This window comes from Caballeronia sp. PC1 (assembly GCF_021353155.1).
Classification (GTDB): domain Bacteria; phylum Pseudomonadota; class Gammaproteobacteria; order Burkholderiales; family Burkholderiaceae; genus Caballeronia; species Caballeronia cordobensis.
Genome location: NZ_JAJUBH010000001.1, coordinates 285,719 through 301,984, shown reverse-complemented (window position 1 = coordinate 301,984; position 16,266 = coordinate 285,719). Strand labels below are relative to the sequence as shown.

Genomic DNA, 16,266 nt, shown 5'->3' with positions numbered 1-16,266 from the left:
CGCAGGCGTCATTCGTCGACACGAAGGATCGCGAGGAAAGCCTCTTGCGGGATTTCGACCGAGCCGACCTGCTTCATGCGCTTCTTGCCGGCTTTCTGCTTTTCGAGCAGCTTCTTTTTACGCGAGATGTCGCCGCCGTAGCACTTGGCCAGCACGTTCTTGCGCAGCGCCTTGATGTTCTCGCGCGCGATGATGTTCGAGCCGATGGTCGCCTGGATCGCCACATCGTACATCTGGCGCGGAATCAGCTCGCGCATCTTCGCCGCCACTTCGCGGCCGCGATGCTGGCTCTGCGAGCGGTGCACGATGACCGACAGCGCATCGACCTTGTCGCCGTTGATGAGCATATCCACCTTGACCACGTCGGCCGCGCGATATTCCTTGAACTCGTAGTCCATCGACGCATAACCGCGCGACGTGGACTTCAGACGGTCGAAGAAGTCGAGCACGATTTCCGCCATCGGGATTTCGTAGGTCAGTTGCACCTGACGGCCGTGGTACTGCATGTTGATCTGCGAGCCGCGCTTGTTCGTGCACAGCGTGATGACCGAGCCGACATATTCCTGCGGCATGTACAGGTTCACGGTGACGATCGGTTCGCGCACTTCCTCGATCTTCTGCGGCTCCGGCATCTTCGCCGGATTCTCGACCGAGATGGTCGTGCCATCGCGTTGCTGGACTTCGTAGATCACCGTCGGCGCGGTGGTGATGAGGTCCATGTCGAATTCGCGCTCGAGACGCTCCTGCACGATTTCCATGTGCAAAAGGCCGAGGAAGCCGCAGCGGAAACCGAAGCCGAGCGCCTGCGAGACTTCCGGCTCGTATTGCAGCGAGGCGTCGTTGAGCCTCAGCTTTTCGAGCGATTCGCGCAACGCGTCGTACTGGTTCGCTTCTACCGGATACAGACCCGCGAACACCTGCGGCTTCACTTCCTTGAAGCCCGGCAGCGGCTTGGTAGCGGCACGGTTCGCGATCGTGACGGTGTCGCCCACCTTCGCGGCCGTCAGTTCCTTGATGCCCGCGATCACAAAGCCCACCTGTCCCGCCGACAGTTGCGGCAGGCTCGTCGACTTCGGCGCGAACACGCCGAGATTTTCGACCGGGTATTGCGCGTCGGTCGCCATCATCTTGATCTTGTCTTTCGGCTTCAGCGTGCCGTTGACGATGCGCACCAGCATGACGACGCCGACGTAGTTGTCGAACCACGAATCGATGATGAGCGCCTGCAGCGGCGCGTCCGGATCGCCCTTGGGCGGCGGCACTTTCGCGATGAGCGATTCGAGCACGTCCGCGACGCCCAGGCCCGTCTTGGCGCTGCAATGCACGGCGTCGGTCGCGTCGATGCCGATCACGTCCTCGATCTCGGCGATCGCGTTCTCGGGATTTGCCGCGGGCAAGTCGATCTTGTTCAGCACCGGCACGACTTCCACGCCCAGTTCGATCGCCGTGTAGCAGTTCGCGACCGTCTGCGCCTCGACGCCCTGCGAGGCATCGACGACGAGCAGCGCGCCTTCGCACGCCGACAGCGAGCGGCTGACTTCGTAGGAGAAGTCGACGTGCCCGGGGGTGTCGATCAGATTGAGGTTGTAGACCTGGCCGTCGCGCGCCTTATAGGAGAGCGCCGCGGTCTGCGCCTTGATGGTAATGCCGCGTTCGCGTTCGAGGTCCATCGAATCGAGCACCTGCGCTTCCATCTCACGATCGGACAAGCCGCCGCACAACTGGATGATGCGGTCGGCCAGCGTGGATTTGCCGTGGTCGATGTGCGCAATGATCGAAAAGTTACGAATATGATTCATTCAGTGCCGATCAAGCGAAAAAGGCGCGCCCTCACCAACGCGGAGCACGCCTTGAAAATTTGGGGAAAACTTCTGCATTTTAGCCGAAAACGGGGGTGTCCCGGCGGAATTCGGCTCGGACAGCCTCACGACGCGCGCGCAGCCCGCTCGCCCAGCGCCGCATGCACCGCGCGCATGTCGAGCCGGTACTGACACAATTCGACGCCATCGAGCATGAGCACGGGCACGCGCTCGTCGTAGCGCGCCTCCAGCAGCGGATCTTCGTCGATATCGATCCACTCGATGCCAAGGCCATGCCGCGCGGCGATCGGTTCCAGTTCGGCGCGCATGTCTTCGCACAGATGACACCAGGCGCGCCCGTAGAGGATGAAAGCCGCGCCCGGTTGTTTCGACGTCATCGCGCTTACTTCTGCGCCGGCACGCGTGGGCGCAGCGGCACGAACTGCGTGTTGTCGCCACGGCGCACGAGCACCGCGACCATCTTGCTGGCGTCCAGACCTTGCGCGACTTCCTGGAACTGCTTCGCGCTCGTGATATCCGTATCGCCGATGCGCATGATGATATCGCCCTTCTGGAAACCCGCGCGCGCCGCCGGCCCTTCCACGGCATCGACCTGAACGCCGCTCGACAGCTTGAGCGCCTTTTTCTGGTCCGCGGGAATGTCGCTCACCGCGAGGCCGAGCGAATTGCTCGCGCGCTCCTTCGGCTGCGGCGTCTTCTTCTGCTCGGTCTTCGCGACCTTGTCCGGCTGCATTTCTGCAACCGTGATCGACAGATCGCGCGTCTGGCCCTTGCGCCAGATCGTGAGCGTGGTCTTCGTGCCGGGCTTGGTATCGCCGACCATGCGCGGCAGGTCCGTCGCGGTCTCGACGTTCACGCCGTTGAACTTGGTGATGATGTCGCCCGGCTGCACGCCGGCCTTGTCGGCCGGGCCGTTCGGCTCGACGCTCGACACGAGCGCGCCTTGCGCCTTCGGCAGCCCGAGCGAATCCGCGACGTCCTTCGTGACCTCGCCGATCGCCACCGCAATGCGCCCGCGCACAACCTTGCCCGACGCCTTCAACTGATCGGCGACGCGCATCGCTTCATCGATCGGAATCGCGAACGAAATGCCCATGAAGCCGCCCGTGCGGCTATAGATCTGCGAGTTGATGCCGATCACCTCGCCCGCCATGTTGATGAGCGGCCCGCCCGAGTTGCCCGGATTCACGGCGACGTCGGTCTGGATGAACGGCAGGTAATCGCCGGTGTCGCGCCCCTTCGCACTGACGATGCCCGCGGTCACGGTATTGTCGAGGCCGAACGGCGAGCCGATCGCGAGCACCCACTCGCCCACGCGCACCTTGTTCGAATCGCCGATGGTGATGGCCGGCAGATTCGTCGCGCTGATCTTCACGACGGCCACGTCCGTGCGCTCGTCCACGCCGACGAGCCGCGCCTTGAACTCGCGCTTGTCCGTGAGCGTGACGTAGATGGTGTCCGCGTCGTCGACGACGTGCGCGTTGGTCATCACGTAGCCGTCCGTCGACAGGATGAAGCCCGAGCCGACGCCGCTGCTTTGTTCCGAATTGTCCTGGTTGTCGTCAGGCGCGTTGCGGCTGCCGCCCTTGCCCTGATCGCCCTGACTTCCGCCGCCGCCACCGCCACCGCCGCCTCCGCCACGCGGCGGCTGGCCCGGCATCGGAATGCCGAAGAAGCGCCGGAAGAACTCGGACATGTCGCCTTCGTCGAGGCCGGGCGGGAGTCCGCGCAGATCGCTGCCGGAACCGACGCGCGAGGTCGTGCGGATGTTCACGACCGAGGGCCCCACTTTATCGACGAGCGTCGTGAAGTCCGGCAAGTTCACCACGGGCGCCGCCGACGCAGAATGCGATACGAACGGCAGGCACACGGCGAGCGCCGCGGCCGCGATGAACTTGCGCAGCGAGAAGTTGCTCATAGGTTGGGGCCGGGAACGGGATTACTTGGAAGGCTTGTATTCTATGGTAGAAGCAAATTGCTGCAATGTGGCTTGCGGCACTTCGCCAAGCAAGGTGATCCAGAAATCCCCCCGGCGCTTGACCAGCACATGCGTGGCGCCGCTGTTGCCCGCGCCTTCCTTGCGCGTATTTTTCTCAACCGGCTCGACGAAAACCGAGATCGTGGCGAGACCGTCGGAGAACACGGCCTGATCGACCGGGATCGGCGGCTGGCCTTGCTGGCTCGACGCCATCGGACGGCGCAGCTCGCGAATCTTGCGAAAACCGGCGATATTCGGCGCCAGTTGCCAACCCGAGGCTTCCATGTCCACCGACTGCACCGGCGGCCGCACGATGGTCCAGCCCGACGTGCTTCGAATGCCGTTCGCAATGGGCGCCTTGTCGATCGGGCCGCCAATGCGCACCTGCGAGAACGAGAGCTGTTCGAGCACCTGGCCATCCGGACCGAGCGTCTGCGCGCGCATCAGCAAGCCGGTTTTCGCATCGGCCCAGAGCTTGTAGGCGAAACGGTAGGAATCTTTCGGATCGAGCTCCAGCACCTGGCTCTCCACGCCCGCCACGCGGTCGTTGCCCAGAAGCTTCGGTTCGTAGACGGACAGCACCTGATCGCCGCTCGCCGCGAGCAGGGCCGGGAACGAATCGCGGTTTTGCCGATGCTCGACCACGAGCAGATGCCGCTCCGGCACGAACGTGAACATCTCGTCGTCGTGCCGCAGCATCTTGCGCGGCGCGCCGTCGAGGCTTTCGAGCGATTCGTATTCACCGTCGCCGCGCGTGGCGACGTGCGTGATGCGCGACGACTGCACCGTCGCGCCGCGCTGATAGACGAAGGTACCCTCGTAATTCTGCTGCTGGGCCGCCTCGTGGATGCGGTTGAGCAGGCTGGCGGCCGTCTTGCGAACGGCGGCGGGATCGTCGCCCTGAGCGAATGCGCCCGATGCCGCCGTCAACAACGCGGCTGCGCAAAGCATCAACGCCGGCAGCCGCCCCCAATAGTTCGTTTTATTCAACCGCACACTCGGCATCAAATTATTGACCCTGCGATGTAGCCGCCGCGCGAATCAAGGGCATGGAACCAGGCATCATGGGCTGTTGAGAGAACTGCTGGTGCGCTTCGAGGTACTGGTCGAGATTGGCGTCGCGGATGATGTTCGCCTCGACGATCGGCGCGCGCACGGTCGCCGCCGGCACGGATGCCATCGCGACGCGCTGAAGCGGATCCGCCGGCGCCACGGCCACGCTCGCCACCTGCGTGCCGGAACGGCCGTCCACGCCCTGCAGTTGCGGCACGACGATCCACGTCAGCGTCGCGGCGGCCGCGGCCACCGCGAAGGCCGGCATGACGCGACGGCGCAACATGCCGCCGCGCGCCTTGGCCGCCGCGGGCAGCGCCGCCGGCGCGAGCACGTGGGCTTCGGCCTCGAAACGTTCGGAGAATACGGCCATGAACGCGCTGCTGCGCGCCGGGCTGACCGCGAGATCGTCGGAGCGCAGGGCGTCGCCGATCAGATGATAGTGCGACCACGCCGCGCGTTCGTCGCTTTTCAGGTCCGCCAGAAACTGGCTGATGCTGCCAATCTCGTCGAGCGACTCACCGTCGACGAACGCCGACATGCGCTCGCCGCGCGAACCCGCCTGTGTTTGATTCTGCATCGAGACCGACCCCATGATGCGCCCCATCTTTGACCCCACCCCGTAGTGACACCAACTAACCCAGATATCGCGTCCCTGCCCCGTGGATTGCCGCTACCAGCGTTTGCCTTCGGGAGTGTCCAACAACGGACGCAATTTTGCCGCAATGGCTTCACGAGCACGAAAAATTCTCGATCTGACGGTGCCGATGGGGCAATCCATCATTTCGGCGATTTCCTCGTAACTCAGTCCTTCGATTTCCCGGAGCGTGATGGCGGTGCGCAATTCCTCCGGCAGCAACGCCATCGCAGCGTTGACCGTCTGAGCGATCTGCTTGCTCATCAACATCGACTCGGGTGTGTTGATATCCCTTAGTTGGTCCGCGTCGGAGAAAGTTTCCGCTTCTTCCGCATCGGCTTCGGTAGAAGTGGGTGCGCGGCGTCCCTGGGTCGCAAGGTAATTCTTTGCGGTGTTGACCGCAATCCGGTACAGCCATGTGTAGAACGCCGATTCGCCTCGAAACTGGGGCAGCGCGCGATAGGCCTTGATGAAGGCGTCCTGGGCGACGTCCTCGACCTCGGCGGGGTCGCGCACGAGGCGCGAGATCAGTCGAATGATCTTGCGGTGGTATTTGGCGACCAGCAGTTCGAACGCGGCCTTGTCACCCTTCTGGACACGCTCGACCAGCAATTGGTCGATTTCTTTTTCACTCACCTGGGAAATCCGATTAGCTTGGGGAAGTTGCGCGGAGGGCTATTGTAGCGTTACCGCCTGTAAGGCTACCGGAACGCTCATGCGCCGTTACAGTCGTTACAGGTGGGAAGCGGCGGCGCGGCGCGCCTGTACGGCGAGCTGGCGAAAAGTGTCGGTATCGATGGAATCGGCCGGCACGAGCAGCGTTTCGCGGCGATCCCGCGCGCCGCAGAGCGTGAACGCGAGCAGGCGGTCGCTCCATTGTGCGTAGCCCGCGATACGCAGGTGGCGCGTCGCTCCGCCGCGCTCGCGCAGCGTGAGGCCGTCCGAACGCAAACCGAGGGCGACTGGCCGTGCGCGCAGCCATCGGTACGACGCGAGTCCGAGCGCCGCCAGCGTGACCCCGCACGCCACGGCCGCATGCCCGGCGTGTTCCGTGTGCGCGAAGACGCACTGGAAAACCGAGGCGCTCGCCACGGCCGCGAACGCGAGCATCGCGCCGGCCAGGAAACGCGACGGCCGCATGACGACGTTTGCATCGCCATGCGGCCGGTTCACGAACGCGCTCGCCATGTCGTTTCCTCCGATGACGAGCGCGCCGCGCTTACTGATGACGCTTGAAGACGAGCGAGCCGTTCGTGCCGCCGAAGCCGAACGAGTTCTTCACCGCCACGTCGATCTTCATGTCCCGCGCGGTGTTCGCGCAGTAGTCCAGGTCGCACTTCGGGTCCTGGTTGAAGATGTTGATGGTCGGCGGCGACACCTGATTGTGGATCGCCAGCACGGTAAAGACCGACTCCAGGCCGCCCGCACCTCCCAGCAGGTGGCCGGTCATCGACTTGGTGGAGTTGACGACGGCTTTCTTCGCCTGATCGCCGAGCGCACGCGTGATGCCGATCGTCTCCGCGATGTCGCCGAGCGGCGTCGACGTGCCGTGTGCGTTGACGTAGTTCACCTCGTCGGCGTTGATCCGCGCGTTTTTCATTGCGTTGACCATCGCGCGACGGCCGCCGTCGCCGTCTTCCGGCGGTGCGGTCATGTGATACGCGTCGCCGCTCATGCCGTAGCCGAGCACTTCCGCGTAGATCTTCGCGCCGCGCGCCTTCGCATGCTCGTACTCTTCGAGCACCATGACGCCCGCACCTTCGCCGAGCACGAAACCGTCGCGGTCCGTGTCCCACGGACGGCTGGCGGTGGCCGGATCGTCGTTGCGCTGCGACAGCGCGCGCGCCGCCGCGAAGCCGCCGATGCCGAGCGGCGAAACGGTCGCTTCCGCGCCGCCCGCGATCATCACGTCCGCGTCGCCGTATTCGATGAGGCGCGACGCCTCGCCGATGCAGTGCAGGCCGGTGGTGCAGGCCGTGACCATCGAGAGGTTCGGGCCCTTGAAGCCGAAGCGGATCGACAGGTGCCCGGAGATCATGTTGATGATCGAAGCCGGCACGAAGAACGGCGAAATGCGGCGCGGGCCGCGATTGAGCAACTCGGTCTGCGTGACTTCGATCATCGGCAGGCCGCCGATGCCCGAACCCACCACGACGCCCACGCGTTCCGCGTTTTCATCGGTGATTTCGAGGCCGGAGTCCTGCATGGCCTGCACGCCCGCGGCGAAGCCATAATGGATGAAGGTATCCATATGGCGCGCTTCCTTGGCGGGCATGTAGTCTTCGATATTGAAGCCCTTCACCTCGCCGGCGAAACGCGTGGAGAAGTTCGTCGCGTCGAACTTCGTGATATTGGCGATGCCCGACTTGCCCGCGACCAGATTGGCCCAGCCGTCGGCAACAGTATTGCCGACAGGCGACACGAGCCCCAGGCCTGTAACAACAACTCGACGACGGCTCACGGTAACCCCTTATCCATAGAATGACGAAAAACAAAAGCCACAGCGGCCACAGGAAACCACCCTGTGAGCCCTGTGGCTGTCAAATCGGTAGCAGCGACGATGCATCAAGCTGTTTGAGCGATGAGTCGCTGGCGCGTCCGGCCTCAGGCCTTGACGTTCGCGCGAGCGTAGTCGATCGCCTGCTGAACCGTGGTGATCTTTTCCGCCTCTTCATCGGGAATTTCCATGCCGAATTCGTCTTCCAGCGCCATCACGAGTTCGACCGTATCGAGCGAGTCAGCGCCCAGATCGTTCACGAACGAAGCTTCGTTCTTGATTTCGGCTTCCGCCACGCCCAGTTGTTCGGCGACGATCTTCTTCACGCGCTGTTCGATGTTGTCCATGCAGCCCTCCGAGGGGAAAAAAGTTCAAAAATACGAGTGCGCGCATTTTATCAGGTTTGAACCCGCAAAATACGGCGCGTCAGTTCCATGCTCCGCTGTCTGGCGCCCTTCATCAAGAGGTCGCCCGCCGCTTCGCATCGATTCTTCACTGCCGCGCTGGCGCGGTGCGCACGATGCTCTTTCGAGCATTTTGCGCGCCCGTCCCGGCGCGGATATTAAGCGAATTTCGGTGAAATGCCTATTAAGGCCTTACATGTACATGCCGCCGTTCACATGCAGCGTCGTGCCGGTGATGTAGCCGGCGAACGGCGATGCGAGGAACGCCACAGCATGCGCGATATCTTCGGGCGCGCCCAGTCGGCCAAGCGGGATAGACGCGGTGAGCGCGGTGCGCTGCTCTTCCGGCAGAACCTTGGTCATGTCGGTGTCGATGAAGCCCGGCGCGATGCAGTTCACGGTGATACCGCGGCTGCCGATTTCACGCGCGAGCGCCCGCGTCATGCCCGCCACGCCGGCCTTCGCCGCCGCGTAGTTGGCCTGGCCCGGATTGCCCGACGAACCGACCACCGACGTGATGTTGATGATGCGGCCGCCGCGCGCCTTCATCATCGGGCGCAGCACGGCGCGTGACAGACGGAACACCGCGCGCAGGTTCGTGTCGATGACGGCGTCGAATTCGTCGTCCTTCATGCGCATCGCGAGCTGATCTTTCGTGATGCCCGCGTTGTTCACGAGAATGTTCAGGCCGCCGAATTCCTTCACGATGCCGTCGATGAACGCATCGCTCGATGCCGCGTCGGTCACGTCGAGCACCGCGCCGCGGCCCTTTCCGCCTGCCTGCTGCAATGCTTCGCCGATGCCGGCCGCGCCGCTTTCGCTCGTCGCCGTGCCGATGACCGTTGCGCCCTGCTTCGCGAGTTCGAGCGCGATCGCGCGCCCGATGCCGCGCGACGCGCCCGTGACGATTGCCACCTGGTTTTCCAGATTCATGTTGTCAGTCCTTTATCCAGCGATCAGTTTGCGCGTCTCTTCGAGCGATGCCGGATCGAAGATCGAGCCCCCGACGAGATTGCCGTCGATGCGCTTGGTCAGCCCCGCGAGCACCTTGCCCGGACCGCATTCGACGACGTGCGTGACGCCATCTTTCGCCATCGCCTGCACGCATTCGACCCAGCGCACCGGGCCGGCGGCCTGGCGCACGAGCGCGTCCTTGATCGCGGCGGGATCGGAGACCACGGCGACGTCGACGTTATTGATCAGCGGAATACGCGGCGCCTTGATCTCGACCTTCGCGAGATAGTCGCGCAACTGATCCGACGCGGGCTTGAGCAACGACGAATGGAACGGTGCGGAGACCGGCAGCGGCAGCGCTCGCTTTGCGCCCTTGGCCTTCGCGACTTCGCATGCCTTCTCGACGGCGGCCTTGCTGCCCGCGATCACGACCTGCGCGGGCGCATTGAAGTTCACCGCTTCGACCACGCCCGACGACGACGCCTCGGCGCACACGGCTCGCACCGTGTCGTCGTCGAGACCGAGGATCGCGGCCATGCCGCCTTCGCCCACCGGAACGGCGCTTTGCATCGCCTGCGCGCGAAAGCGCACGAGCGGCACCGCGTCGGCGAACGCGAGCGCGCCCGCCGCGACGAGCGCGGTGTATTCGCCGAGGCTGTGACCCGCGACGATGGCGGGCGCGAGACCCGTTTCCTTTTCCCACACGCGATAGATCGCGTAGGCCGCCGTCAGCATGACGGGCTGCGTATTCGTCGTCAGGTTGAGATCTTCAGCGGGGCCTTCCGCGATCAGCTTGCCGAGATCCTGGCCGAGCGCGTCGGAAGCCTGCTGCACAGTCTCGCGCACGATCGCGTGATCGGCGAAGGCGTTGAGCATGCCGATCGACTGCGAGCCTTGTCCGGGGAAAACGAACGCAAATTTCATATCGTCCTCGTTGATTGGAATGATCCGCGATGCCTTCACGGAACCGCGCGGACCGCGCGCCATGCGAGCGCGCGGGGTCGGCGATGAAGGGGAATCAGTTGCGAATGAATAGAGGGAATCGATAAACGATCAGTAGCGGATGACCGACGCGCCCCACGTGAAGCCGCCGCCCACGCCTTCGATCAGCACGTTGTCGCCGCGCTTGATGCGGCCGTCGCGCACCGCGACGTCGAGCGCGAGCGGAATCGAGGCCGCCGACGTATTGCCGTGCTCGCCCACCGTCACGACCATGCGCTCGGCCGGCAGGTGCAGCTTGCGGGCGGTGCTCTGCATGATGCGGATGTTGGCCTGATGCGGAATCAGCCAGTCGATGTCGTCCGGCGTGAGCTTCGCCTTGTCGAGCGCTTCGAGCGCGACTTTTTCGAGCACGTTGACCGCGAGCTTGAACACGGCCTGGCCGTCCATGTGGAGAAACGCGGTGCCTTCGACCACGCCGCCGTTGACGTTACCCGGCGTGCAGAGAATGTCGGAATAGCTGCCGTCCGCATGCAGTGCGCTCGACAGCACGCCCGGCTCTTCCGACGCCTGCAGCACGATCGCGCCCGCGCCGTCGCCGAACAGCACGCAGGTGGTGCGATCGTTGAAATCGAGGATGCGCGAGAAGGTTTCCGCGCCGACGACGAGCGCCGTGCGATTCATGCCGCTGCGAATGAAGCTGTCGGCGGTGGCGACGCCGTATGCGAAGCCGGAGCACACAGCCTGCACGTCGAAGGCCGCGCCGTTGTTCTTGATGCCGAGCTTGTTCTGCAACAGACACGCCGTGCTCGGGAATACGAAGTCCGGCGTCGAAGTCGCGACGATGATCAGATCGATCGACTGCGGATCGATGCCGGCCGCTTCGATCGCCTTCTGCGAAGCGACGAGCGCGAGATCGCTGGTGGTCTGATTCGGCGCCGCGAAGTGACGCGCGTGAATCCCGGTGCGCGCGACGATCCATTCGTCGCTCGTCTCGACGCCCTGCTTCGCGAGACGGTCCGCCAAGTCCTGATTCGTGACGCGCTCGGACGGCAGGTAGCTGCCGGTGCCCAGCACGCGAGAGTAAAGATTGGATTGAGCCATTATGCCTTCGAATGTAGCGCAGTACCGGACGCGTCCGGCGGATTCGGCTGCGAACTGGGTTGCGCAGCGGACGGGGCGGCGGGCTGATGCGCCGCGGCGCCGGGAACGTCGGGCGCGGAGCCATTCGTGCCGGTCTCGCGCGCAGCGGGCGCGTTCTCTTCCATCGCGCGCACGAGGCGCTCCAGCACGCCATTTTTGACGGCATCATACCCGCGTTTGATAGCCCACTCAAACCCGAAGGCTTCGGCCGAGCCGTGACTTTTGATAACGAGCCCGCGCAGGCCGAGCAACGCGGCGCCGTTATATTGCGCGGGATCGACGCGCTTTTTGAAACGCTTGAGAACGGGCAGCGCGACAAGCGCCATCAGCTTGGAGGCGAAGTTGCGGCTGAACTCTTCCTTGATGATGTCGGCGAGCATCTTCGCGAGACCTTCGGAGGTCTTCAGCGCCACGTTGCCGACGAAGCCGTCGCACACGACGACATCCGTCGTGCCTTTATAGATGTCGTTGCCTTCCACGTTGCCGTAGAAGTTCAGCGTGCTCGCGCGCAGCAGCTCGCCCGCGCGCTTGATCGTTTCGTTGCCCTTGATGACTTCTTCGCCGATGTTGAGCAGGCCGATGGTGGGCCGCTCGCGGCCTTCGATCGCCGCCACGAGCGCGTGGCCCATCTCCGCGAACTGCAGCAGATGCTCGGGCTCGCAATCGACATTGGCGCCGAGATCGAGCACCGTGGTGTAGCCCTTCTGGCTGGGCATCGCGAACGCGATCGCGGGGCGTTCGATGCCCGCGAGCGTTTTCAGCACATAGCGCGAAACCGCCATGAGCGCGCCGGTATTGCCCGCGGAAATGCACGTCTGCGCCTCGCCTTCCTTCACGAGGTTGAGCGCGACGCGCATCGACGAATCTTTTTTCTTGCGCAGCGCGACTTCGACCGGATCGTCCATCGCGACGACTTCGCTGGCGGGGATGACGCTCAGGCGAGGCTCGTCGAGCGCTTTCGACTTCTTCAGTTGCGCGCGGATAGGCTGCTCGAGACCGACGAGCATCAGGTGCGCGTCGGGATGCGAGCGCACGAAATTGACGGCAGCGGGAACGGTCACGGCCGGGCCGTGGTCGCCTCCCATGCAGTCGATGGTTATCTTTACAGTCATGGAACGCGACGAATTTCGGGCACAAAAAAGCGGCAGTGAAATGCCGCCTTCTCGTCGTACCGGGAAAGTGTCAAGAGCGAGTAGCGCCCGGGCACCCGCAAAGCGGTACCGGCAGGCGCATCAAGCGCTGCTGAACGCTTAGTCGTTCTTCGTCTTGACGACTTTCTTGCCACGATAGTAGCCGTTCGGGCTCACGTGGTGACGCAGATGCACTTCGCCCGTGCTCGGCTCGACGGCCAGCGGCGCGCCCGTCAGGAAGTCGTGGGAACGGTGCATGCCGCGCTTCGACGGCGACTTCTTGTTTTGCTGAACTGCCATGATTACTCCAGAAAAATTTTGCGAATTCTAACACAGGGAGAGGTCAATCTCCGCGGTCGCGGAGGAACTTCAGGGCCGCACGGCCCACCGCCTGAAGCGGGAGTTCGCGTTCGGCGGATACTTCCCCGCCCTCGCTACATCAATGCTTCTTGCCGTCCGGACCGCTCGACTTGAGCTTCTCCAGCACGGCAAACGGATTCGGCTTTACCACATCTTGCTCGGCTTCTTGCTCGCCGCCTTCCGCCGCCTCGCCCTCGCCGCCGGGGAGCAGACTTTCGTGCACCTCGGGGCAGACGTTGTGCTTCGGCACGAGCGGCAACGACAGCAACAATTCTTCTTCGATCAAGTCGACGAGATTGAACTGGCGCGAGCCTACGATCACTTCCACTTCATCGTCGTCGAGCGGATATTCGTCCGCTTCTTCCTCCGTCGCCACGATCCGATAGGTGGCATCCACATCGAGATGTTGCGAATACGGCTGAAGACAGCGCTGACACATGAGCCACATCGAGCCGTGCACCGCGAGGCGCAGATACGGCTGTGGCGCATCCGTGCCGTCGTCCTGCAATTCCGGCTGGGTCGAGCCTTCGCCTTGCCAGGTGAACACGGTATCGCGCTCTGGCGCTTCCGCGGGCACTTCGGCTAACATGCGCGGCATCTGCGACACACGCAGCGCGCCGGCCGCCTGCCTGCCGCTTTCGGCGAATTCGTAAATGTCGAGCGCGCGCAGATCGGCGGGGCTCACAGGTTTGCCAGGATTCTGAGTCATGTGCGCTCCTGCTTGGGCCTTGCTTGGGTTAGTGCTTCCGGTGAGCGTTCAGTATGCACCGCGACGCCGCATCCAGGCAGGCGTGGCTTGCCCGAATTTGCATTGAGCGGGCATTCGTGCTCTGCCGCGCTGTCTGGCTTCTGCTCTATGCTCCCGCTACTGCCCTGCACCGGTTGATCGGTTCTCGCGCTTTGCAGGCGGACTCTGCGGGCACACGTACCGATGAAAAGCCCAAAATCATATCGGCTTTGTTCTTTCGAGTCAAATACTTAAGAGCCGGCCCACACTCTGTCGTTTTTACCCTATTCCTACTGATTCATTTCATGTCCGACGCCTCAAATACGCCGCCGCGCCTGATTCTCGCGTCCAGCTCGCCCTACCGGCGCGGATTGCTGGAACGCCTGCGCATTCCTTTCGACGTCGTCACGCCCGATATCGATGAAACGCCGCTCGCCGGCGAAACGCCCGAAGCCACCGCCGTCCGGCTCTCGATCGCCAAGGCGCGCGCGGCGGCCGGGCGCATCGGCGACGGCGCGGCGGCCCTCGTGATCGGCTCCGATCAGGTCGCAACCTTCGACGGCGAGCAGATCGGCAAGCCCGGCACGCACGAGAAAGCCTTCGCACAACTTCAGGCGATGCGCGGCCGCAACGTGGAATTCCACAGCGCGCTGTGTCTCTACGACAGCCGCACGGGCGACGCGCAATCCGCCGACATCGTCACGCGCGTGCGTTTTCGCCGCTATTCGGACGCGCAGATCGAAGCCTATCTGCGTGCCGAAACGCCGTATGACTGCGCGGGCAGCGCGAAAGCCGAAGGGCTCGGCATCGCGCTTCTGGAAGCCATCGAATCCGACGATCCCACGGCGCTCATCGGTCTGCCGCTCATCGCGCTGACCGGCATGCTCGCGAACGCCGGCTATCCGGTTCTGGGGGCGGCATGAGCGGCGTTCTGTATCTGATCCCGAACACGCTCGGCGAGGGCGACGCCGCCGCGCTCGCGCACGTCCTGCCCGAGCCGGTGCGCGCGCAAGCCGCCGCGCTTGCGTATTACATCGGCGAGAACGCGAAAACCACGCGCGCTTTCCTCAAGAAAGTGGGCACCGAACGGCCGATTCAGGAAATCGAGGTGCGCGAACTGAACGTGAACACGCCGCCCGCTGAAATCGACAAGCTGCTCGCGCCGATTCTCGCCGGCTCCGACGCCGGGCTTGTTTCCGAAGCCGGCTGCCCCGCTGTCGCCGATCCCGGCGCGCTGCTCGTGCGGCGCGCGCATCAGAAAGGCGTGAAAGTGGTGCCCTTCGTCGGGCCGAGCTCGATTCTGCTCGCGCTGATGGCATCGGGCATGAACGGACAGAGCTTCGCGTTCAACGGCTATCTGCCGGTCGATGCCGCCGAGCGCGGCAAGCGCCTGCGCGAGCTGGAGCAATTGTCGCGCAAGGCCAATCAGACGCAGATTTTCATCGAGACGCCCTATCGCAACAAGGCGATGCTCGACACGCTCATCGCGACTTGCGCGCCGTCCACGCTGATTTGCGTCGCCGTCGATCTGACGCTGCCGGGCGAAACCATCGTCACGCGCACGGCGGCGGACTGGAAAAAGCAGGCCGCGCCGGAACTGCACAAGCGTCCGGCGATTTTCCTGCTGCTGGCGTCGTAGCGATCAGCGCAACTGGAGCTTGCCGCCGAGCGTGAGCGCGCGCACGGCGGCGTCGCCGACCGATGCGCCGAAGCGCCGCACCACGCGCTCGCTGATGCTTTCCTTCTGCGTGTAATCGACGATATCCGGCTGCTTGATGACTTCGCGCGCGACATAGCTGGCGTCGCCGAAGCCATCGGCAAGACCGAGTTCGACGCTTTTCTCGCCGGTCCAGAACATGCCGGAGAAGAGTTCCGGATCATCCTTCAGACGTTTGCCGCGCCCGAGCTTCACCGCGTCGATGAACTGCGTGTGGATCTGATCGAGCATGTCCTGCGCGTGCGCGTTCATCGCGGGCGATTCGGGCGAGAACGGATCGAACGCGCCCTTGTTCGCGCCCGACGTGTGCATGCGGCGCTGGATGCCGAGCTTGTCCATCAGGCCCGTGAAGCCGAAGCCGTCCATCAGCACGCCGATCGAGCCGACGATGCTCGCGCGATCGACGTAAATCTTGTCCGCCGCCGCGGCGACGTAATAGCCGCCCGACGCGCACATGTCGTCGACGACGACGTAGAGCGGCGTTTTCGGATATTTCGCGCGCAGCCGCCGGATTTCCCCGTTGATGATGCCCGCCTGCACCGGACTGCCGCCCGGGCTATTGATGCGCAGGATCACGCCCGCCGTGTTCTCGTCCTCGAACGCGCTCTGCAGCGCGGCGTCGACGTTGTCGGCGCTCGCATCGCTGTTCGCGGCGATCTCGCCTTGCAGATCGATGAGCGCCGTGTGCTTGCCGGCCTTCGCGGCGCGGTCGCCGGTGAAATCGAACACGCCCCATGCAATCAGCGCGATCACCGCGAGAAACACGAAGCGGAAGAAGATGCGCCAGCGCCGCGCGGCGCGCTGCTCGCGGATCGCGGCGAGCGCGATGCGTTCGAGCGCCTCGCGCTCCCAGTTGTCGTTGCCGCTCGGCGGAAAATTGTCGGACATGCGTTGGTCGGTGTGAGGG

General features: G+C 64.0%; 18 protein-coding genes. 2 read left to right on the top strand and 16 right to left on the bottom strand.

The genetic code is table 11. The features are described 5' to 3' along the window. Window positions 1-8: 8 nt before the first annotated feature. The 15 genes from lepA to LY284_RS01365 all read right to left on the bottom strand — a co-directional run bounded on the left by lepA (window position 9) and on the right by LY284_RS01365 (window position 13,624). On the bottom strand, window positions 9-1,799 hold the full coding sequence (lepA, locus tag LY284_RS01435) for a translation elongation factor 4 (RefSeq protein ID WP_014191954.1): 1,791 nt from the start codon (window positions 1,797-1,799) through the stop codon (window positions 9-11). Between the two features lie 125 nt (window positions 1,800-1,924). Further along, window positions 1,925-2,197, bottom strand: a complete 273-nt coding sequence (locus LY284_RS01430; protein WP_014191955.1) for a glutaredoxin family protein — start codon at window positions 2,195-2,197, stop codon at window positions 1,925-1,927. 5 nt (window positions 2,198-2,202) lie between these two features. Beyond that, complete coding sequence (locus LY284_RS01425; protein WP_014191956.1) at window positions 2,203-3,738, bottom strand: DegQ family serine endoprotease; 1,536 nt, start codon at window positions 3,736-3,738, stop codon at window positions 2,203-2,205. Window positions 3,739-3,759: 21 nt separating this feature from the next. After that, the gene (locus LY284_RS01420) at window positions 3,760-4,803 is read right to left on the bottom strand and encodes a MucB/RseB C-terminal domain-containing protein (protein WP_014191957.1); all 1,044 of its coding nucleotides are present in this window, start codon (window positions 4,801-4,803) and stop codon (window positions 3,760-3,762) included. 4 nt (window positions 4,804-4,807) lie between these two features. Further along, window positions 4,808-5,446, bottom strand: a complete 639-nt coding sequence (locus tag LY284_RS01415) for a sigma-E factor negative regulatory protein (RefSeq protein ID WP_041731129.1) — start codon at window positions 5,444-5,446, stop codon at window positions 4,808-4,810. 78 nt (window positions 5,447-5,524) lie between these two features. After that, window positions 5,525-6,124, bottom strand: coding sequence for an RNA polymerase sigma factor RpoE (gene rpoE / locus LY284_RS01410; RefSeq protein ID WP_008342103.1), 600 nt, complete (start codon window positions 6,122-6,124; stop codon window positions 5,525-5,527). 96 nt (window positions 6,125-6,220) lie between these two features. Further along, window positions 6,221-6,676, bottom strand: a complete 456-nt coding sequence (locus LY284_RS01405) for a hypothetical protein (RefSeq protein ID WP_148276055.1) — start codon at window positions 6,674-6,676, stop codon at window positions 6,221-6,223. A 31-nt stretch (window positions 6,677-6,707) separates the two neighbouring features. Further along, window positions 6,708-7,949: a beta-ketoacyl-ACP synthase II gene (fabF, locus tag LY284_RS01400; RefSeq protein ID WP_014191960.1), complete on the bottom strand. Its 1,242-nt coding sequence runs from the start codon at window positions 7,947-7,949 to the stop codon at window positions 6,708-6,710. Window positions 7,950-8,092: 143 nt separating this feature from the next. Beyond that, window positions 8,093-8,332: an acyl carrier protein gene (gene acpP, locus LY284_RS01395; protein ID WP_004197638.1), complete on the bottom strand. Its 240-nt coding sequence runs from the start codon at window positions 8,330-8,332 to the stop codon at window positions 8,093-8,095. Between the two features lie 249 nt (window positions 8,333-8,581). Then, window positions 8,582-9,322 carry a 3-oxoacyl-ACP reductase FabG gene (gene fabG, locus LY284_RS01390; protein WP_014191961.1) on the bottom strand — a complete coding sequence of 247 codons (741 nt, stop codon included), beginning with the start codon at window positions 9,320-9,322 and terminating at the stop codon, window positions 8,582-8,584. Window positions 9,323-9,334: 12 nt separating this feature from the next. Then, on the bottom strand, window positions 9,335-10,267 hold the full coding sequence (gene fabD, locus LY284_RS01385) for an ACP S-malonyltransferase (RefSeq protein WP_041731131.1): 933 nt from the start codon (window positions 10,265-10,267) through the stop codon (window positions 9,335-9,337). A gap of 129 nt (window positions 10,268-10,396) precedes the next feature. Further along, window positions 10,397-11,386, bottom strand: a complete 990-nt coding sequence (locus LY284_RS01380) for a beta-ketoacyl-ACP synthase III (protein WP_014191963.1) — start codon at window positions 11,384-11,386, stop codon at window positions 10,397-10,399. After that, window positions 11,386-12,537, bottom strand: a complete 1,152-nt coding sequence (gene plsX / locus LY284_RS01375; RefSeq protein ID WP_014191964.1) for a phosphate acyltransferase PlsX — start codon at window positions 12,535-12,537, stop codon at window positions 11,386-11,388. The genes LY284_RS01380 and plsX overlap by 1 nt, the downstream gene beginning before the upstream one ends. A gap of 138 nt (window positions 12,538-12,675) precedes the next feature. Next, window positions 12,676-12,855: a 50S ribosomal protein L32 gene (gene rpmF / locus LY284_RS01370; RefSeq protein WP_014191965.1), complete on the bottom strand. Its 180-nt coding sequence runs from the start codon at window positions 12,853-12,855 to the stop codon at window positions 12,676-12,678. Window positions 12,856-12,994: 139 nt separating this feature from the next. Then, a complete protein-coding gene (locus tag LY284_RS01365) occupies window positions 12,995-13,624 on the bottom strand; it encodes a DUF177 domain-containing protein (protein ID WP_014191966.1) in 630 nt (209 codons plus the stop codon). Window positions 13,625-13,947: 323 nt separating this feature from the next. Between LY284_RS01365 and LY284_RS01360 the strand changes: the two genes are divergently transcribed. Both LY284_RS01360 and LY284_RS01355 read left to right on the top strand, forming a co-directional pair. After that, window positions 13,948-14,565 (top strand): Maf-like protein, encoded by a 618-nt coding sequence (locus LY284_RS01360; protein ID WP_014191967.1) that lies wholly within the window; start codon window positions 13,948-13,950, stop codon window positions 14,563-14,565. Further along, complete coding sequence (locus LY284_RS01355; RefSeq protein WP_014191968.1) at window positions 14,562-15,281, top strand: SAM-dependent methyltransferase; 720 nt, start codon at window positions 14,562-14,564, stop codon at window positions 15,279-15,281. Before LY284_RS01360 ends, LY284_RS01355 begins: the two co-directional genes overlap by 4 nt. Window positions 15,282-15,284: 3 nt before the next feature. Here LY284_RS01355 and LY284_RS01350 read toward each other — a convergent pair whose 3' ends face one another. Beyond that, the gene (locus LY284_RS01350) at window positions 15,285-16,247 is read right to left on the bottom strand and encodes a S49 family peptidase (protein WP_014191969.1); all 963 of its coding nucleotides are present in this window, start codon (window positions 16,245-16,247) and stop codon (window positions 15,285-15,287) included. Window positions 16,248-16,266: the final 19 nt, after the last annotated feature.